Annotated in this window: 11 protein-coding genes and 1 pseudogene; 4 read left to right on the forward strand and 8 right to left on the reverse strand. The window is 39.8% G+C overall.

All coding sequences use genetic code 11. The annotated features are described in order from the left end of the window. Positions 1 to 470: pseudogene (gene istB, locus FTU05_RS13260) on the forward strand (IS21-like element ISAba8 family helper ATPase IstB); the annotation flags it as partial. Here the strand turns inward: istB and FTU05_RS13265 are convergent. The 3 genes from FTU05_RS13265 to FTU05_RS13275 all read right to left on the reverse strand — a co-directional run bounded on the left by FTU05_RS13265 (position 467) and on the right by FTU05_RS13275 (position 6557). Next, positions 467 to 952, reverse strand: a complete 486-nt coding sequence (locus FTU05_RS13265; RefSeq protein WP_180165668.1) for a hypothetical protein — start codon at positions 950 to 952, stop codon at positions 467 to 469. The pseudogene istB and the gene FTU05_RS13265 sit on opposite strands and share 4 nt — an antisense overlap. 7 nt (positions 953 to 959) lie before the next feature. Continuing rightward, positions 960 to 3374, reverse strand: a complete 2415-nt coding sequence (locus tag FTU05_RS13270; protein WP_180165671.1) for an AAA family ATPase — start codon at positions 3372 to 3374, stop codon at positions 960 to 962. A 288-nt stretch (positions 3375 to 3662) separates the two neighbouring features. Then, positions 3663 to 6557: a valine--tRNA ligase gene (locus FTU05_RS13275; RefSeq protein WP_180165673.1), complete on the reverse strand. Its 2895-nt coding sequence runs from the start codon at positions 6555 to 6557 to the stop codon at positions 3663 to 3665. 184 nt (positions 6558 to 6741) lie between these two features. Between FTU05_RS13275 and FTU05_RS13280 the strand changes: the two genes are divergently transcribed. The 3 genes from FTU05_RS13280 (at position 6742) to FTU05_RS13290 (ending at position 9355) form a co-directional block, all read left to right on the forward strand. Further along, on the forward strand, positions 6742 to 7413 hold the full coding sequence (locus FTU05_RS13280; protein WP_180165675.1) for a hypothetical protein: 672 nt from the start codon (positions 6742 to 6744) through the stop codon (positions 7411 to 7413). Positions 7414 to 7457: 44 nt separating this feature from the next. After that, complete coding sequence (locus FTU05_RS13285; protein WP_078191399.1) at positions 7458 to 8264, forward strand: SDR family oxidoreductase; 807 nt, start codon at positions 7458 to 7460, stop codon at positions 8262 to 8264. 74 nt (positions 8265 to 8338) lie between these two features. Next, complete coding sequence (locus FTU05_RS13290; RefSeq protein WP_180165677.1) at positions 8339 to 9355, forward strand: hypothetical protein; 1017 nt, start codon at positions 8339 to 8341, stop codon at positions 9353 to 9355. Between the two features lie 33 nt (positions 9356 to 9388). On the opposite strand, the gene FTU05_RS13295 is transcribed toward FTU05_RS13290, so the two are convergent. From FTU05_RS13295 to FTU05_RS13315, 5 genes are all read right to left on the reverse strand, one after another. Beyond that, positions 9389 to 9832 carry a YbjQ family protein gene (locus FTU05_RS13295; RefSeq protein ID WP_168378127.1) on the reverse strand — a complete coding sequence of 148 codons (444 nt, stop codon included), beginning with the start codon at positions 9830 to 9832 and terminating at the stop codon, positions 9389 to 9391. 3 nt (positions 9833 to 9835) lie between these two features. Then, the gene (locus FTU05_RS13300; RefSeq protein ID WP_078192212.1) at positions 9836 to 10192 is read right to left on the reverse strand and encodes a YbjQ family protein; all 357 of its coding nucleotides are present in this window, start codon (positions 10190 to 10192) and stop codon (positions 9836 to 9838) included. 150 nt (positions 10193 to 10342) lie between these two features. After that, positions 10343 to 11797, reverse strand: coding sequence for a multidrug efflux RND transporter AdeIJK outer membrane channel subunit AdeK (gene adeK / locus FTU05_RS13305; RefSeq protein ID WP_180165697.1), 1455 nt, complete (start codon positions 11795 to 11797; stop codon positions 10343 to 10345). Continuing rightward, positions 11797 to 14976, reverse strand: a complete 3180-nt coding sequence (locus FTU05_RS13310) for an efflux RND transporter permease subunit (RefSeq protein ID WP_180165679.1) — start codon at positions 14974 to 14976, stop codon at positions 11797 to 11799. Before FTU05_RS13310 ends, adeK begins: the two co-directional genes overlap by 1 nt. A 12-nt stretch (positions 14977 to 14988) precedes the next feature. Continuing rightward, positions 14989 to 16254, reverse strand: coding sequence for an efflux RND transporter periplasmic adaptor subunit (locus FTU05_RS13315; protein ID WP_180165681.1), 1266 nt, complete (start codon positions 16252 to 16254; stop codon positions 14989 to 14991). Positions 16255 to 16271: the final 17 nt, after the last annotated feature.

The following is a 16271-nucleotide window of genomic DNA, read 5'->3' on the forward strand; positions in this document are numbered from 1 at the left end:
AAAATGTGGTGTTTCTCGGGGCTAGCGGAGTAGGAAAAACGCACTTATCTATGGCATTAGGCTATAAGGCCATCATGAACAACATTAAGATCAAGTTCATTACCGCCGCCGATCTCATGCTGCAACTGAGTACAGCCTATCAGCAAGGTAAACTGAAAACCTATATGCAACGTGCGGTACTGGGACCAAAGTTACTGATTATCGATGAAATTGGTTATTTACCGTTTGGACGTGAAGAAGCGAATTTGTTCTTTAATGTGATTGCCAAGCGTTATGAAAAAGGCAGTACGATATTGACGAGTAACTTACCCTTTAGCCAATGGTCTAAGTCATTTGCGGATGATGTTACGTTGACCGCTGCGATGTTAGATCGGCTATTACATCACTGTCATGTGGTACAGATATCGGGTGAGAGTTATCGTTTGAAGGATAAAAAAAGAATTGGGATTCAGCCCCAGGTTGAAACTTAATACGAGATCAAAGGGGTCAATTTTACTTTGCCATTTGTAAGGTAAAAGGGGTCAATTTTAGAATGCCGTTGACAGAAATGAGTGCTTTCATCTTTTACTAATGATTTTTCAGTAGTAGTACGGGAAAAACTAACTTTAAGTAAATTAGGATTTTTTGTAAAAACGTATTCAATAATTGACTCAGCTTGTTCACTAGTCACTTTTTCAGCTAATACATTGAATGCAAATTCAAATAATTCATCTTTATAATATATACGTAAATAGCTTATACCAAAGCTTTCTCTAAAAAATTGATATCTATCTGAAAAATATAAATTATTTTTTCCTTCAAGCAATACTTCGTAATCTTCAATATAAACTTTAGGTGGTTCACCTTCACAGTCAAATTGAAATAATATTTGATCCAGTTCAGAAATATTTATTACATCACCAAAAGATCTTGATAGATCTTTTGGTATGTCATTAATAAAAATTTTAATCATAATTTACTTAAATATTGAAAAAATCATATGAGTTCATTTCTAAGTTTCCATACTCAATCATTTCTCGTAAGTGAGAAGTTGAGATGTCTAAATTTAATTGATCCAATATATCAAGTAATTCATTTAATCTCTTTTGGAGACCATAGCCATAACCTGAAATTAAAGGTAAAAGATTCTGTCTGATAGCTAAATCTAATGCAGTTAATGGGTTATCTGTATAAAGTTCTAATAAATTACGGCCTTTATGACAATATTGCTGGATAGCTTCTTTTTTTCTATGGCTTACTACGATAGGACGGCCTAAATCATGTTTTTTTATTTCTAAAATATTGATAACTTTCTTTAATGCTTCTTCTTCAAGAGGCTTTAAAGTTGGATTTTGAGATCTCCCGAAAAGCCATTCGGCATCCTTATAAGTAAGTGGATAAATATCTTGTAATCCTTCTGTAATACTACTAATTTCTTCAGATTGCGAATTATCGATGTTAATAATAGTAGCTCGATTTAAGATACGTGGTGATAATTTTTCGGTCGTTTCATCATAATTAATAGTACCAATAAATCTAATATTATCTGGAACCTTAAGCACCTGGTTACCTAGATTAATTTCTTTAGATTTATAATCAGATTGTCCCATAAATGATGACCAATAATGTTCTATAGGACTAAGATTAGCTTCGTCTAATAATATATATGCATTAGGTTGATTATCTTCAATTTTTTCTTCACTTATAGAGCCTAAAAAATTATAAACACCACTATTTGATACTTGGAAACATTCATTCAACGGATTATAAAAGCCTATTAAATCTCTTTGGCTAGTCCATCCTCTAGCTACTGCTACATTAAGCAAACGATTTTTAATATTCTGTTTTTCACAAAAGTGTTTAGCTAAAGATGTTTTTCCAACTCCTGGGGGACCGGCAAGGAAAGTAATAAAAGTTTGTTGGGTAGCTATCATTAAATTAGCTAGCATTAATTTTGATACAAAATAATTTCTGTCTTTAGTGATCTTATAATGTAAAAAGTCGATGCAAGCTTCTTGCGCTTTAAGAAGATTTTCACTGAATTTTGATATTTCGTTTGAAGGTGTGCATTGCAAATTTACCAGATTATGTTTAATCGTTTCTTTTTTACTATAAAGATCCCAAAAAAGTTTAAATTCTAATGCACTGCTTCTAGCATCATTCATTAGCATTTTAATATCATCGCTAATTTTCGAGAATTGAACAGTAGCATCAGTCTTTTTATCTTTTAATTCCTCTATTTCTTTTTCTAAGCGTTCTTTTTCCCATTGCATGTGTTGAAGATTCTTTGCTGTATCTGCTTTTGTTCGCAGTTCTTCAAGTTCTTCCATGAGTACAGGATCAAAAGTTAAAGTTTTTTCTTTAGACTCTGTGCTTTGTTGTGCAAGTAACTCGGATCTAGCCTGATCAATACGATCCTGTATAGATTTTAACTTAGCTTCTTTTTCTTTTAATTGTTCACTAAATTCATTATCTTTTTCAAAATTAATAATTTTCTCAAAATCATTTTTATTAATTTTTACATAATTTTCAACAATATACTTACCTTTATCTGTTAAGAAAAAGTTTTCAAAATTTTGATAAATATTTTCAATATTTTGCTCTTCTTCAATGCTAATTTCTTTAAGTAAATCTATTTTATGTTGTATTAAATCTTTGGAATAAATATGTTTATTAACAGAGTTAGCTAAATGTTGCGGTGTGATTTCATTAATAGGTGTATTTCGCTTAGTTAACTTTTTTGTAAAAAAGCTAATAATTTCTTGATCTGAAGAATAGTCAAGATAATCTTTTAATCCTTGTAAAAATACTCCTAATTCAGTTAATTGGTTTACTAAGTAGACATTTTTTTCTTCGTTATATACTGTAAATTCTAAAATATCTTTTAAACTAATTTTATGAATAAATTCCTCAGGTAATTTAAAATTTTCCAGAGGCGTAGAAATTTTTTTAATAGTAATAACCTTACTATCTTTATCTTTAATTTCCCATTCTAATGGACCGTAACATTCACCTCTTCCATTAACTAAGAAAATTATTTTAGTTCCTGGAAAATTTTCAGTTGGAAGGATTATTTCTTTGTCATTTCTGTCTGGTAATTCAGACAAAATTAGATGAGCTACGCTATCGACTAAACGTATAGCATTTTGGCCATCAGCAATAAATTTTTTTCCAGTTTTATCGCTTATATCTTCATGTATCGCAATTTTAAATAAGGCACCTTTTTGAAAATATGAATTTATTTCATTGTATTGGTGTACTTCGATTTTCTTATCTAGTTCATGTTGTTCTAGTCGGACAATTCGTCCTTTATAGTCAATTTTGAACAATGGTTCTATATATCCTACATTAGGAAAACTTTCATGAGGACTTAATTTTCTAGCTACAATTTCCATGATATAACTTATATGTGTACCCTATCATAGAGGATAATTATATTAATTTTCCTAGAGTTAGGCTACATAATCTAAAGTCAACATAAGTAGAATGTGTTTTTTTTGATCTTATACAGGTGATTTTTTATATTCCTGTTATTTTAGTGGGATTAAAAATGTTTAAAACTAAAATTTTTAAAAAATATAATATAAAAAGTTAATGATTTTATTGTTTATATTAAATTAATAAAGCCAGTTAATATGTATTAACTGGCTTTAATTGAAGTCTATTATTAAAAAATACTAATATTAAAGCGCTGCAATCTGCTCCATATTCGCTTTAATCTTCGCCAACTGATCAGCAAATTCAGCAAGTTTTACTTTCTCGCCTTCAACCACAGCAGCAGGTGCTTTCGCCACAAAACCTTCATTGCCCAATTTAGTGGCAATTTGATCATGCTGTTTTTGCACTTTGTCTAAGTCTTTTTGCAGACGACCCAATTCCGCTTTAGGGTCAATTAAGCCCTTCATAGGAACGAATACAGACACATGACCAACAACAGATGAAGAAGATAATGGCGGTTGTTCGCCGTCAGCAAGGAAAGTAATGCTTTCAACTTTAGCTAATGCTTTAAACAACGGTTCAATACGTGCGATTTGCGCTTTTTCAGCATCAGTGGTGTTTTGAAGCAGAACAGGCAACAAGCGAGCATTACCTAGACCCATCTCACCACGGATGTTACGTACAGCACCAATTAAACCTTGAAGCCATTGCATATCAGCTTCAGCTTGGTCGTTAATGAGTGCTTGCTCAGCAACAGGGTACTGCGCCAACATAATCGTTTCGCCAACGATGTTGAGTTTCGGCGCAAGTGTTTGCCAGATTTCTTCTGTTAGGTAAGGCATCAATGGATGTGCCAAACGTAACGATGCCTCCATCACAGAAAGAAGAACACGACGCACTTCAGCTTTACGCTCAACTGATACGTTTTCGTCATTGAGAACTGGCTTAGTCAGCTCTACATACCAGTCACAGTATTCATTCCAAATGAACTCGTAAATCGCTTGTGCAGCCAAGTCTAAACGGTAAGTCGCAAATGCTGTTTGCACCGCTTGTTCCGCTTTTTGCAGACGGCTAACAATCCACTGTTCAGGCAATTCCCAAAGGTCTTGACGCACTTCTTGACCAATCACTTGCTCTTCGCAGTTCATCATCACGAAACGGGTAGCGTTCCAGATTTTGTTGGCAAAGTTACGGTAACCTTCAACACGTTTCATGTCGAACTTGATGTCACGACCTGTGTTTGCAAGCGCACAGAATGTGAAACGTACAGCGTCCGTGCCGTAAGATTGAATACCTTCAGGGAATTCTTTACGGGTTGATTTTTCAATCTTCGCTGCTTGTTTCGGGTTCATCAAACCTGTCGTACGTTTTTGTACTAAAGTTTCAAGATCAACACCGTCAATCAAGTCTAATGGGTCAAGTACGTTACCCTTAGATTTAGACATTTTCTGACCTTCGCCATCACGTACCAAACCGTGAACGTACACTGTTTTGAACGGAACTTGCGGTGTGCCATCTTCATTTTTCATGAAGTGCATGGTCATCATGATCATGCGGGCAACCCAGAAGAAGATAATGTCGAAACCAGTGACCAATACATCAGTTGGGTGGAAAGTATTTAAGAAATAGTTTTCTTTATCTTTTGCTTCGTCGCCAGTCCAACCTAAAGTTGAGAATGTCCAAAGACCAGAAGAGAACCATGTATCAAGCACATCTTCGTCTTGTTTTAATTCAACTTCAGGCGCAATGCCATTTTTCGCACGAACTTCAGCTTCATCACGACCGACAAATACGTTACCTTCAGCATCGTACCAAGCAGGGATACGGTGACCCCACCATAATTGACGCGAAATACACCAATCTTGAATGTTGTTCATCCAAGCCATGTACATGTTGCTGTATTGCTCAGGTACAAATTTGATCTCGCCATCTTTAACCGCTTTAATTGCAGGCTCAGCAAGTGGTGCAATTTTTACGTACCATTGGTCTGTTAGAAGTGGCTCAACGATCACGCCTGAACGGTCACCACGAGGTGGCTTCAAGGTATATGGTTGAATTTGGTCTAACCAGCCTTCAGCTTCCGCTTGAGCAACCAATTTTTTACGTGCTTCAAAACGTTCTAAACCAATGTAGTCCGCAGGTGCAGGAATGGTTTTAGAAATTTGCTCACCCGCTTTCGCGATGTATTCAAACTCAGCAAGAACTTCAGCATTTTTGTTGAAGATGTTGATGATTGGAAGTTCACAGCGTTTGCCCACTTCATAGTCATTGAAGTCGTGCGCAGGGGTGATTTTCACACAGCCTGTACCAAATTCTTTGTCTACATATTCGTCTTTTACGATAGGAACAGCACGGCCTGTAATAGGTAGGATGATGTTTTTGCCTACAAGCGCTGCATAGCGTTCATCATCCAGTGCAACTGCAACGGCTGTATCGCCAAGCAATGTTTCAGGACGAGTCGTCGCAACAACGATGTGATCTTTACCATCGTGGGTACGAAGTGACTTATCTTCAAAGAAGTATTTGAAGTGCCAAAGTGAACCTGCTTCTTCTTTATCAGACTCAACTTCTAGGTCAGAAAGGGCAGTTTGTAGTTTAGGGTCCCAGTTTACGAGGCGTTTACCACGGTAAATCAAGCCTTCTTCATGTAACTTAACAAACACTTCTTTAACGGCATTTGAAAGACCTTCATCCATGGTGAAGCGTTCACGTGACCAGTCTACAGATGAGCCTAGACGACGAATTTGACGGGTAATGTTACCGCCAGATTGTTCTTTCCATTCCCACACTTTTTCGATGAACTTTTCACGGCCAAGATCGTGACGGCTGATGCCTTCAGCACCCAATTGACGTTCAACAACCATTTGCGTTGCGATACCTGCGTGGTCGGTACCCGGCTGCCAAAGGGTATTTTTGCCAGACATACGGTTATAACGAGTCAACGCATCCATAATGGCATTGTTGAAACCATGACCCATGTGCAAGCTACCAGTGACGTTTGGTGGCGGAATCATAATACAGAATGAATCACCTTTTTGAGATGGCTTGAAGTAGCCTCTCTCTTCCCAAGTCTTGTACCATTTTTTTTCGATCTCGGTCGGATCGTAGGTCGTAGCAATATTTTGCGCTGAATCAGTCATAGTCTAAACAGATCAAAAGTGGATAAAAAATTAGATCTATTGTAGCAAAAAAAATGGTGAATTAGGGATGTTGGGCGAATGTTAACTTTTAGGATTTGGCAGTAAATAAAAGAGTCCGTATGATAGGACCTAAGATAAGAAGTACCCATTGATCCCAAAACTAAGATAAAAGGAGCAATATCAAATGACTTATTCTATTTCTTTAAAGATTCAACCTACGACATATCAACGTTTTGAGACAATTCATCAAAAACTCAATGCAGGTGAAATAGAAAGTCAGTCCAAAGCCTTAGGGGATAATTTAGCGGATATTGCATGTGAAATTTTAGATCAAGTTTTTGGCCAAATGGCGCGCATGAATAAGTCTGGAGACAATGAATCCGAAAAAATTATTCAGCAAATACGTGAAACGACCCGTAAATATATGCCGTGGTCGGTGTCTTTTTTCGGCAATGACCGCCTTGTACCGATGGTGAATTATTTATATGGACGTTTTTATAGCGAAGATGGTCAGCATTTTATGCATTACCCGATCGATGCCTCTCTAGCGAATGACTTGCTAGGCTTTGTCAGTCAGATGAAAGACGGGCAAAACCAATATGTGCCGCTCGCGTTGAAAGCATTCACGCAAGTGGTCGATGCAGGGGTGACGCATTTGGTGCGAGAACCAAAAAAAATGCTGAAATTTAATATGGTGGTGGATAAAACTTTAACCGGTGTCATCAATCTCACCACGCAACTCGGTTATAAACGTTTTGATAAACTCGGCAAAATTTATGATGCACAATCGATGAGTCAGTACTTTGACCATTTTATGGTGTTTTTGAGCAATGAGCCTGTACTACATAAAGCATAAAATACATATAAATGAATAAATTAGTTATTTAAAAGGATGTCAAAATGGCAAAACGAGATGATTTGAATGGAAAAGTGGTGTGGATTACTGGGGCATCTTCAGGTTTGGGTGAAGCTTTAGCAAAAGAATGTGCTTTGCAAGGGGCGCAGGTCATTTTGACCGCACGTCGATTTGAAGAGTTGGAAAAAGTCCGTGTTTCATTATTACATCCAGATCAGCATCTTTCAGTGTGTGCAGACATTACCAATGAAGAACAAGTTCGCCATGCTTATGAACAAGTCCTTGCGCATAAAGGCCGAATTGATTGGCTAATCAATAATGCGGGATTGAGTCAGCGTGCATTGATTACGGATACGACTATGCAAACTGAACGTGCCATCATGGAAGTAGATTATTTTTCTCAAGTCTATTTGACTAAAACCGTTTTACCGACTTTTTTAGCGCAAAAGTCGGGTCGAATTGCTTTTGTTTCAAGTGTTGCAGGCTTATTAGGAACACAATACCGCGCGACCTATTCTGCTGCAAAAGCTGCCATTCATATGTGGGCGAACAGTCTACGTGCAGAAGTGGCGGATCAAGGGGTGGGCGTATCGGTGATATTCCCCGGATTTGTCAAAACCAATGTTTCATTTAATGCACTCAATGGTGCAGGCAAGCCACAAGGGCATCAGGATGAAGCCATTGAAAATGGTCTAGAGGCTAATGAGTTTGCCGAAACGGTGGTGCAATCTTTGCAACGTGGGGAAGAATACATCGTGGTGGGTGGTTCTAAAGAAAAGCTCGGTGTTTGGGTATCTCGATTATCACCGACAACGTTATATAAAATGATTCGTAAAACCAAAGTGAAGTAAGTTTTATCAAGTTTAAATTGTTTAAAAGTCACTTTTAAGAGTGACTTTTTTAATGAGTAACGAGATTATAAGAAATGAAAAAGAATAATTTTAACAAATGGGGAATAGCCATCATTTTGTGCGCAATCATTGGTGCAATCGGTACAGTGGCATATTTTTATTTTAAACAGAAAACTCAAAAAATTGAGCAGAAGTCAACGCTCGAAAAGCCTGAAAAAGAAATAGGAACTGTATCAGAACCCGTTACTGAATCTGTTGAGATTGAGCCTAAAGTTGAAGCGGCGAGTGCAGAAGTTGTTATGCGAGGACCAAATGAGGGGTGGTTACCGATCGAAGCACTGTTTGATGAACAAGGATTATTGAAGTCTGAGTATTACAGTCAAAATCCTCAAGATTCAGATGTTGATAAATTACCTTATAGCTCGAATAAAATTGGTGATTTTAAATGGCGAGCTGAATTTCATCCTGTTGATGATTTTAAAGGCGATCAGGCTAGATTCAAAGATCAATGTTTTGGATATTGTGTTTTAGTGAAAGATAAGTTGCTGACCAGTGTTGAATCGACTGTATTTACGGGCGCATTTATTGCGAAAGATCATTTGGTCGAAGTGATTGCACATAAGGGGAGTGGCGCATATATGCCTGTCAACTATAGCTTTATCAAAATCGACAAAGCTGGTAATGCAGAGTTAATCTCAGATGATCATAATTCTTACAAAGATCAATTGGCTCGTATCAATCATTCGGGACTCGAGATTGACTTAAAACCATTTAGAAAACTTCAATATTTTCTTCTAATGAATGAAAATGGTTTAAATGTGTCGATGCAAAAACACAATAAGGTGGATGTCGAAGCGACTCAGTGTAAAGAGTATTACGAAGGAACATTAGAGGCATGTCCAACTTTATATGGATGTAAAGCTGACATTGTGGTGCAAGATCTGGCACGTGCTTATGCTGGAGATGTTGCATTTAGTTATCATGATCCAAATATTGATGAAAAGAAATTTAATGAAGTTTGCTTTAAAGTTTGTCGCAATGAAAATGTGAGTTATGAAGAGTTTGAAAACACATTGTGTAAAGTAAATTAAATAGTAAAAATGAATTGGGGAGAAGTAGAGAGATCAGATGTCTCTCTTTTGAATTGCTGTTCCATACGCAAAGACTTCGACCATGCCGCCTTGCATACCCAACTCAGTGGTGCTTAAACGCAGGCCCATAATTTGCGTTGCGCCCATCTTTTCAGCTTCTTGCTTTAAACGCACCACGGCTTCACGACGTGCCCGATCGACGATGCTTTCATAACTGGTTAAACGTCCGCCAAAGAAGTTCTGAATATTGGCAATCACATATTTAAAATAATCATGTGAAATCACTACATTACTCGAAATCAGCTGTCCGAAATGTTCAGTAGTTTTAAAACGGTTGTTGTCTATTTGAATATGCGCTAAACGTTTTTCTTGAGCTTCGAGTTCTTTGAGATGTTTTTGTTCGATATGGCGACCGAAGCCCCAGCCAATACAAAAAAGCGCCACAAAGATCAGGACTTTAAAAATAAAGGCATCCATGACTTAGTCCTGAGTTGGAAATGGGTCTGGGAGTTTTGCTGAGTTGGCTTCTACGCGAACAGCCGTGCCATACACAAATAATTCAGAGGCGCCTTGAGCAATATTTGAGGTTGAAAAACGGATGCCGACGACAGCATTCGCGCCTAAGGCACGTGCTTTATCAATCATACGGCTCATAGCTTCTTGACGGGATTCTTCGAGTAGTTCTGTATAACCTTTGAGTTCACCACCCACGATATTTTTTAGGCCAGCCATAAAGTCACGACCAACATGTTTACTGCGGACAGTACTGCCATAAACGACATCAAGTTGTTGTGTAATGGTATGACCCGGAACAGATTCAAGATTACTTAAAAGCATTTTTAGTTATCAATATAAAAAGGTGAATTGAAGATAGGAAACTCTTCAGCAAAAAGCAATATGTTCATTTTTATTTTGTAGCTCCGATCTAAAAATGAAAAAGCCCACCGAAGTGAGCTTTTCAAATATAACTGGCTAGGCTAAATCAAATTATTGTTTTGATGCTGCTTTACGTTCGGCAGTAGAAGGTTGGTATTGCACAGCATCAGAAGTGTTGGCTTTGATACCACCACCAAGTGTTTTATACAATTCAACTTGATTGTTGAGATTTGCTTGTTCAAGCAACAACAAACCTTGCTCAGCTGCATAAGATGCACGCTGCGCATCAAGTACAGTTAAGTAGCTATCAATACCAGCACGGAAGCGGGCATTTGACAGTTTGTAGGTTGTATTGGTTGCATCAACTAAACGGCGCTGTGCTGCAATACGGTCACCAATGTTTTGGCGAACTGCAAGCGCATCATTCACTTCACGGAAAGCTGACTGAACTGATTTTTCATAATCAGACAATGCAATTTTCTGGTCAGTTTCAGAAACTTTAATATTGGCCTGACGTGTACCCCAGTCGAAGATTGGAATATCTAGGCTAGGGCCAGCAGACCATACAAAGTTGCCTGATTTAAATAGATCACCTAAGTCCGTTGAAGCATAACCCGCAGAACCTGTCAGACTAATCGTAGGGAACAGACGTGCTTTAGCTGCACCAATGTTCGCACCAGCGGCAGACAGTTTGTATTCAGCTGCACGGACATCTGGACGGTTGTTCAACAAATCACTTGGAATACCTGAACCAATAGTATTGGTCGAAGTAATTCGATTGACACGTTGGTTCGGCAGCAAGTTCGCAGGCACTTGTTGACCCACTAATAGGTTCAATAAGTTTTGTGCTTGAGCAATTTGAGTCTTGTAGTTTGCAACATCATTACGTGCAGTTTCTACAGAAATTTGAGCCTGACGAACAGGAACTTCACTGTCGATACCGACATCAAAACGCTTTTTGTTGAGATTATAAGATTCAAGCTGAGCCTTTAAGGTTTGATCCGCAAGCTTCAAGTTTGAGTTAGCGTATGCATAGTTTAACCATGCTTGAGCGACTTGACCGATCAACGCAATTTGTGTTGCATCACGGGCACTTGCAGTTGCAAGGTAACTGTCTAAAGCATTGTCTTTTAAGCTACGTACACGACCCCAAAAATCAAGTTCATAGGCAGTGACACCTAAACCGACATTGTAAGAAGTTACAGGCTTTTGCGTATTCAACGTGTCTTGACGAAGTACACTACCACTTGCACCAATGGTTGGTAATTGACCATTGGCAGTGATTTGATACTGTTGCTGTGCACGTTCAATATTTAAAGCAGCCGTACGTAGGTCACGGTTATTGGCTAAAGCTAAGTCAAGAACTTGTACCAGACGTTGGTCAGCAAAGAAATCTTTATATCCTTGCTCAGCCACAGAAGTGCCAGAAGCACTTGCTGTGTAGCTTTCGGGGATATTGGTCTGAACAACCGGCTCTGGACCACGCATGCTTTGGCAGGCAGCCAAAGCAAGCGCAAGTGAAGAAACCGCAATGCTACGACCTGCAATAGACCATACATTTTGCATCACGATAAATGCTCCTGATTATTTTGTTGTTTTGGTTTGTACTTAAAGATACTTCGGATCCATACGTAGAATACAGGAATAAAGAAGATACCAAGTAGGGTAGAACTGATTACGCCACCCAATACACCATACCCTACAGAGTGCTGGCTACCTGCACCTGCACCCGAAGAAAGCGCAAGCGGAAGTACACCAAAACCAAAGGCTAAAGTGGTCATGATAATTGGACGTAGACGCATTTTAGCGGCATGCAAAGTTGCGTCAAACAGATCTTCACCTTTTTCTTGAAGTTCTTTGGCAAATTCTACGATCAAGATCGCATTCTTCGCGGACAAACCAATGACGGCAATAATAGCCACCTGGAAGTAAATGTTATTCGCCAAGTTTGGATTTTTGAAGAACACCATTCCAAGGAAAGTCAGTAATAACGCACCCAATACACCTAATGGTACAACCAGTAATACTGAGAACGGAATAGACCAGCTTTCATACAAGGCAGCAAGACATAGGAAGACGATTAACAATGAAAGTGCGTATAGGAATGGTGCTTGTGCGCCAGACTCACGTTCTTCTAGAGATAAACCCGTCCATTCATAGTCAAAGCCTTGAACGCCCATCGAAGGAAGTTTTTGTACAATTTCTTCCATCGCTTTCATCGCGTCGCCCGAACTTACACCCACACCCGGTGAACCTTGAATGTTCACAGATGCGATACCGTTATAACGTTCAAGACGTGGTGAACCATAAGTCCATTCACCAGTAGCGAAGGTCGAGAATGGAACCATTGTGCCTTGGTTGTTACGAACATACCACTGGCTCAGGTCTTCAGGCATCATACGTGCCGCAGCTTCACCCTGTACATAGACTTTCTTCACACGACCACGGTCAACGAAGTCGTTGATGTAAGAACCACCCCATGCCATACCCATTGTGGTATTGATTTCAGCAATGCTGACACCCATAGCACCGGCTTGAGCTTGGTCAATCGTGATTTTGTACTGTGGCGTATCTTCTTGGCCGTTAGGACGAACACCCATGAGGCGTTTATCTTGAGCAGCCATACCGAGCACCATATTACGGGCATCGATAAGTTGTTGATGGGTTTGACCTGCAGAAGCTTTTAACTGCAAGTTGAAGCCGGCAGTTACACCCAATTCAGGCATTGCTGGTAATTGGATTGGCATGATGTATGAAGCATCCTTCACGATCATGTTCAATGCCATACCACGTTGAATAATCGCACCCACTTGAGATTCAGGTGATGTACGATCTTCCCAATCTTTTAACTTGACGAAAGCAAGACCTGCGTTTTGACCCACACCTGTGAACGAGAAGCCGGCAACACTGAATACAGAATCGACATATTTTTCTTCGTTTTTCAGGAAGTAATCGGTCATTGCAGTGACAGTTTTATCCGTACGCTCAAGTGAGGCATTCGGTGGTAACTGTACCAGTGTCATTACAACACCTTGGTCTTCTTCAGGTAAGAATGATGATGGTAACTTTTGGAATAAAAGCACTAATAAGCCGATTACAACTGCATAAATCACACCAGAGAAAATCTTGTGGTGTGTCATGAAGTTCACGCCGCCTTGGTATTTATGCGCAACTTTATCAAAAGAGCTGTTAAACCAACGGAAGAAACGGGCAAAGATATTGTTGCTTTCAGGTTTGTTTGGATCATGTTGTTTCAACATGGTCGCACATAGGGCAGGGGTAAAGGTCAATGCCACAATCAATGACAGAATCATTGCTGTTACCAGCGTGATTGAGAACTGACGATAAATTACACCTGTTGTACCACCGAAAAATGCCATCGGCACGAATACAGCGGTTAACACAGAGGTAATACCGATTAAGGCACCCGAGATCTGTTTCATTGAGATTTCAGTTGCAGTCACTGGGTCAAGATGATCTTCAACCATGACACGTTCAACGTTCTCTACGACAACAATAGCATCATCCACGAGGAGACCAATCGCCAGTACCATCGCGAACATGGTGAGTGTGTTGATCGAGAAACCAAACATGTTAATGACAGCAAAAGTACCCAATACCACTACAGGTACAGCCAATGTCGGAATAATCGTTGCGCGCCAGTTCTGTAAGAACAAGAACATCACAAAGAATACGAGAATCACGGCTTCTACAAGGGTATGTACAACACTTTCAATCGATAACTTAATGAATGGAGTCGTATCAAATGAAAGCGTGTCTTCTAAACCTTCAGGGTAGTTTGGACGTAGTTCTTTTAAACGTGCTTCAACAGCTTCGGCTGTATCTAATGCGTTTGCACCAGTTGCTAGTTTGATCGCTACACCACCAGCAGGTTTGTTGTTGAACTTAGAGTCGAACTGATAGTTGTCAGCACCTAATTCAACACGTGCAACATCACCTAAACGTACCTGAGCACCATCACTACTGTTACGCAGGAAAATGTTTTTAAACTGCTCTGGTGTTTGCAACAAACTTTGTGCTGTAACTGTCGCGTTCAGTATTTGACCTTCAGTTGCAGGCGCACCGCCTAACTGACCAACAGCAACCTGAGCATTCTGTGTACGGATAGCCGCAGCCACATCACTCGGTGTAACTTTCAGGTTTGCCATTTTGGCTGGATCTAGCCAAATACGCATCGCATAAGAACCACCAAATACTTGGACTTCACCTACACCTGCCACACGGCTGAGAGGTTCAGAAATATTCGAGTTTACATAGTCCTTAATGTCGTCCGCAGTCAACTTACCTGATGGTGAGTGGAATGCTACAACTTGTAGGAAGCTTGCGCCAGATTTGGTGACTTTTACACCTTGACGTTGTACGTCTTCAGGTAATAGCGCTGTCGCAGACTGGAGTTTGTTTTGGACTTGAACTTGGGCGATATCTGGATCGATCCCTTGTTCAAAGTTCAATGTAATAGATGCTTGACCGTTACCCGCACTGTTTGACGAAATATAACGTAAGCCATCCAAACCATTCATTTGTTGTTCAATGATTTGGGTTACGGTGTTTTCAACTGTTTCTGCAGACGCACCAGGGTAAGTCGCAGAGATTGAAACCGTTGGCGGCGCAATGGTCGGATACTGTGCAATTGGCATATTAGATAGCGTGAGTACACCCGCCAACATAATCACCAATGCAATCACCCACGCAAAAATGGGGCGATGAATAAAGAATTGAGCCATTCAGTCTACTCCCTATGCGTTTGAAGTAGCTTTTTGTTCAGATTTAGGTGCTGCTTGTTCTGCAACTTTAGCATCTGGCTTTGCTGCAGCAGGTTGTTGCGCACCTTGAGGTGCAGCAGCCTGAGGTTGATACGGTTTGGCTACAACTTGTTGCTCTGGCTTAACTTTCGCAATACCGTCAACAATCACTTTATCGCCAGTGTTTAAGCCTTGAGTCACGATCCAATTCGAACCTTGCGTACCAACAGTGGTTACAGGACGAGATTCAACAGCACCTTTTGCATTCACAATCATTGCCATTGCTTGACCTGTAGGAGTACGTGTAATAGCAGCTTGTGGAATCAGGTAAGCGTTTGGAATCACACCTTGAACGATGCGAGCATTCGCAAACATACCCGGAAGCAATAAATGGTTCGGGTTAGAGAACACAGCGCGAAGTGTAACCGTACCTGTATCGGGGTTCACACTTGCATCAGAAAATGCAAGACGACCTTCAATTGGGTATTCGCTACCATCTTCAAGACGTAATTTCACTTTGGTGTTATTACTGCTGTCTAAGTTGCCTTGGCTTAATTGTTGACGTAAGCGAAGAAGTTCAGCACTTGATTGGTTAATGTCAACGTACATTGGATCAAGACGTTGAATTGTGACTAATGGATCAGCCTGAGATGCAGTAACTAATGCACCCGCTGTGACTGTAGAACGGTTGGTTTGACCTGAAATTGGCGCACGTACAGTTGAGTAACCTAAGTTAATTTCTGCATTTTTAAGTTCTGCCTGAGATGCCGCAACGTCTGCTTCAGCCAGTTTTACTTGCGCAACAATATCGTCATATTCTTGTTTAGAAATCGCATTTGATCCCACAAGCTGACGGTAGCGACCTTCTTTAACACGTAACACGCCTAAATTTGCTTGTTGACGTCTTAAAGCAGCACGAGCACTGTCAGCTGAAGCACGGTTTGTACGCGAGTCTATCTCGTACAAGGCTTGTCCTTCGCGAACATAACTGCCTTCTGCAAATAGACGTTTCAGTACTACACCACTGGTTTGTGGACGTACTTCTGAAATTTCATAGGCAGATGTACGTCCTGAAAGTTCAACAGATTGTTCAACGCTTTGCGGTTGGGCAACAATGACACCGACTTCAGTTGGTGGCATTTGCTGTGCAGCAGCAGCTTGCTGTGCATCTTTAGGATCTTTGCTACAACCAACAAGTGCAATACTTGTTGCCAATGCGCAAGCAGTCAGGGCAGGAGCCCAAAGCTTTGCAGACATCATTGTTCCACCTCAATTAG

It is taken from the genome of Acinetobacter sp. YH12049, from assembly GCF_013419875.1.
Classification (GTDB): domain Bacteria; phylum Pseudomonadota; class Gammaproteobacteria; order Pseudomonadales; family Moraxellaceae; genus Acinetobacter; species Acinetobacter amyesii.

What these genes read in the sequence shown, in the direction of transcription:
- FTU05_RS13265 (WP_180165668.1), bottom strand. Translation starts at nt 952, where the DNA reads ATGATTAAAATTTTTATTAATGACATACCAAAAGATCTATCAAGATCT.
- FTU05_RS13270 (WP_180165671.1), bottom strand. Translation starts at nt 3,374, where the DNA reads ATGGAAATTGTAGCTAGAAAATTAAGTCCTCATGAAAGTTTTCCTAAT.
- FTU05_RS13275 (WP_180165673.1), bottom strand. Translation starts at nt 6,557, where the DNA reads ATGACTGATTCAGCGCAAAATATTGCTACGACCTACGATCCGACCGAG.
- FTU05_RS13280 (WP_180165675.1), top strand. Translation starts at nt 6,742, where the DNA reads ATGACTTATTCTATTTCTTTAAAGATTCAACCTACGACATATCAACGT.
- FTU05_RS13285 (WP_078191399.1), top strand. Translation starts at nt 7,458, where the DNA reads ATGGCAAAACGAGATGATTTGAATGGAAAAGTGGTGTGGATTACTGGG.
- FTU05_RS13290 (WP_180165677.1), top strand. Translation starts at nt 8,339, where the DNA reads ATGAAAAAGAATAATTTTAACAAATGGGGAATAGCCATCATTTTGTGC.
- FTU05_RS13295 (WP_168378127.1), bottom strand. Translation starts at nt 9,832, where the DNA reads ATGGATGCCTTTATTTTTAAAGTCCTGATCTTTGTGGCGCTTTTTTGT.
- FTU05_RS13300 (WP_078192212.1), bottom strand. Translation starts at nt 10,192, where the DNA reads ATGCTTTTAAGTAATCTTGAATCTGTTCCGGGTCATACCATTACACAA.
- adeK (WP_180165697.1), bottom strand. Translation starts at nt 11,797, where the DNA reads ATGCAAAATGTATGGTCTATTGCAGGTCGTAGCATTGCGGTTTCTTCA.
- FTU05_RS13310 (WP_180165679.1), bottom strand. Translation starts at nt 14,976, where the DNA reads ATGGCTCAATTCTTTATTCATCGCCCCATTTTTGCGTGGGTGATTGCA.
- FTU05_RS13315 (WP_180165681.1), bottom strand. Translation starts at nt 16,254, where the DNA reads ATGATGTCTGCAAAGCTTTGGGCTCCTGCCCTGACTGCTTGCGCATTG.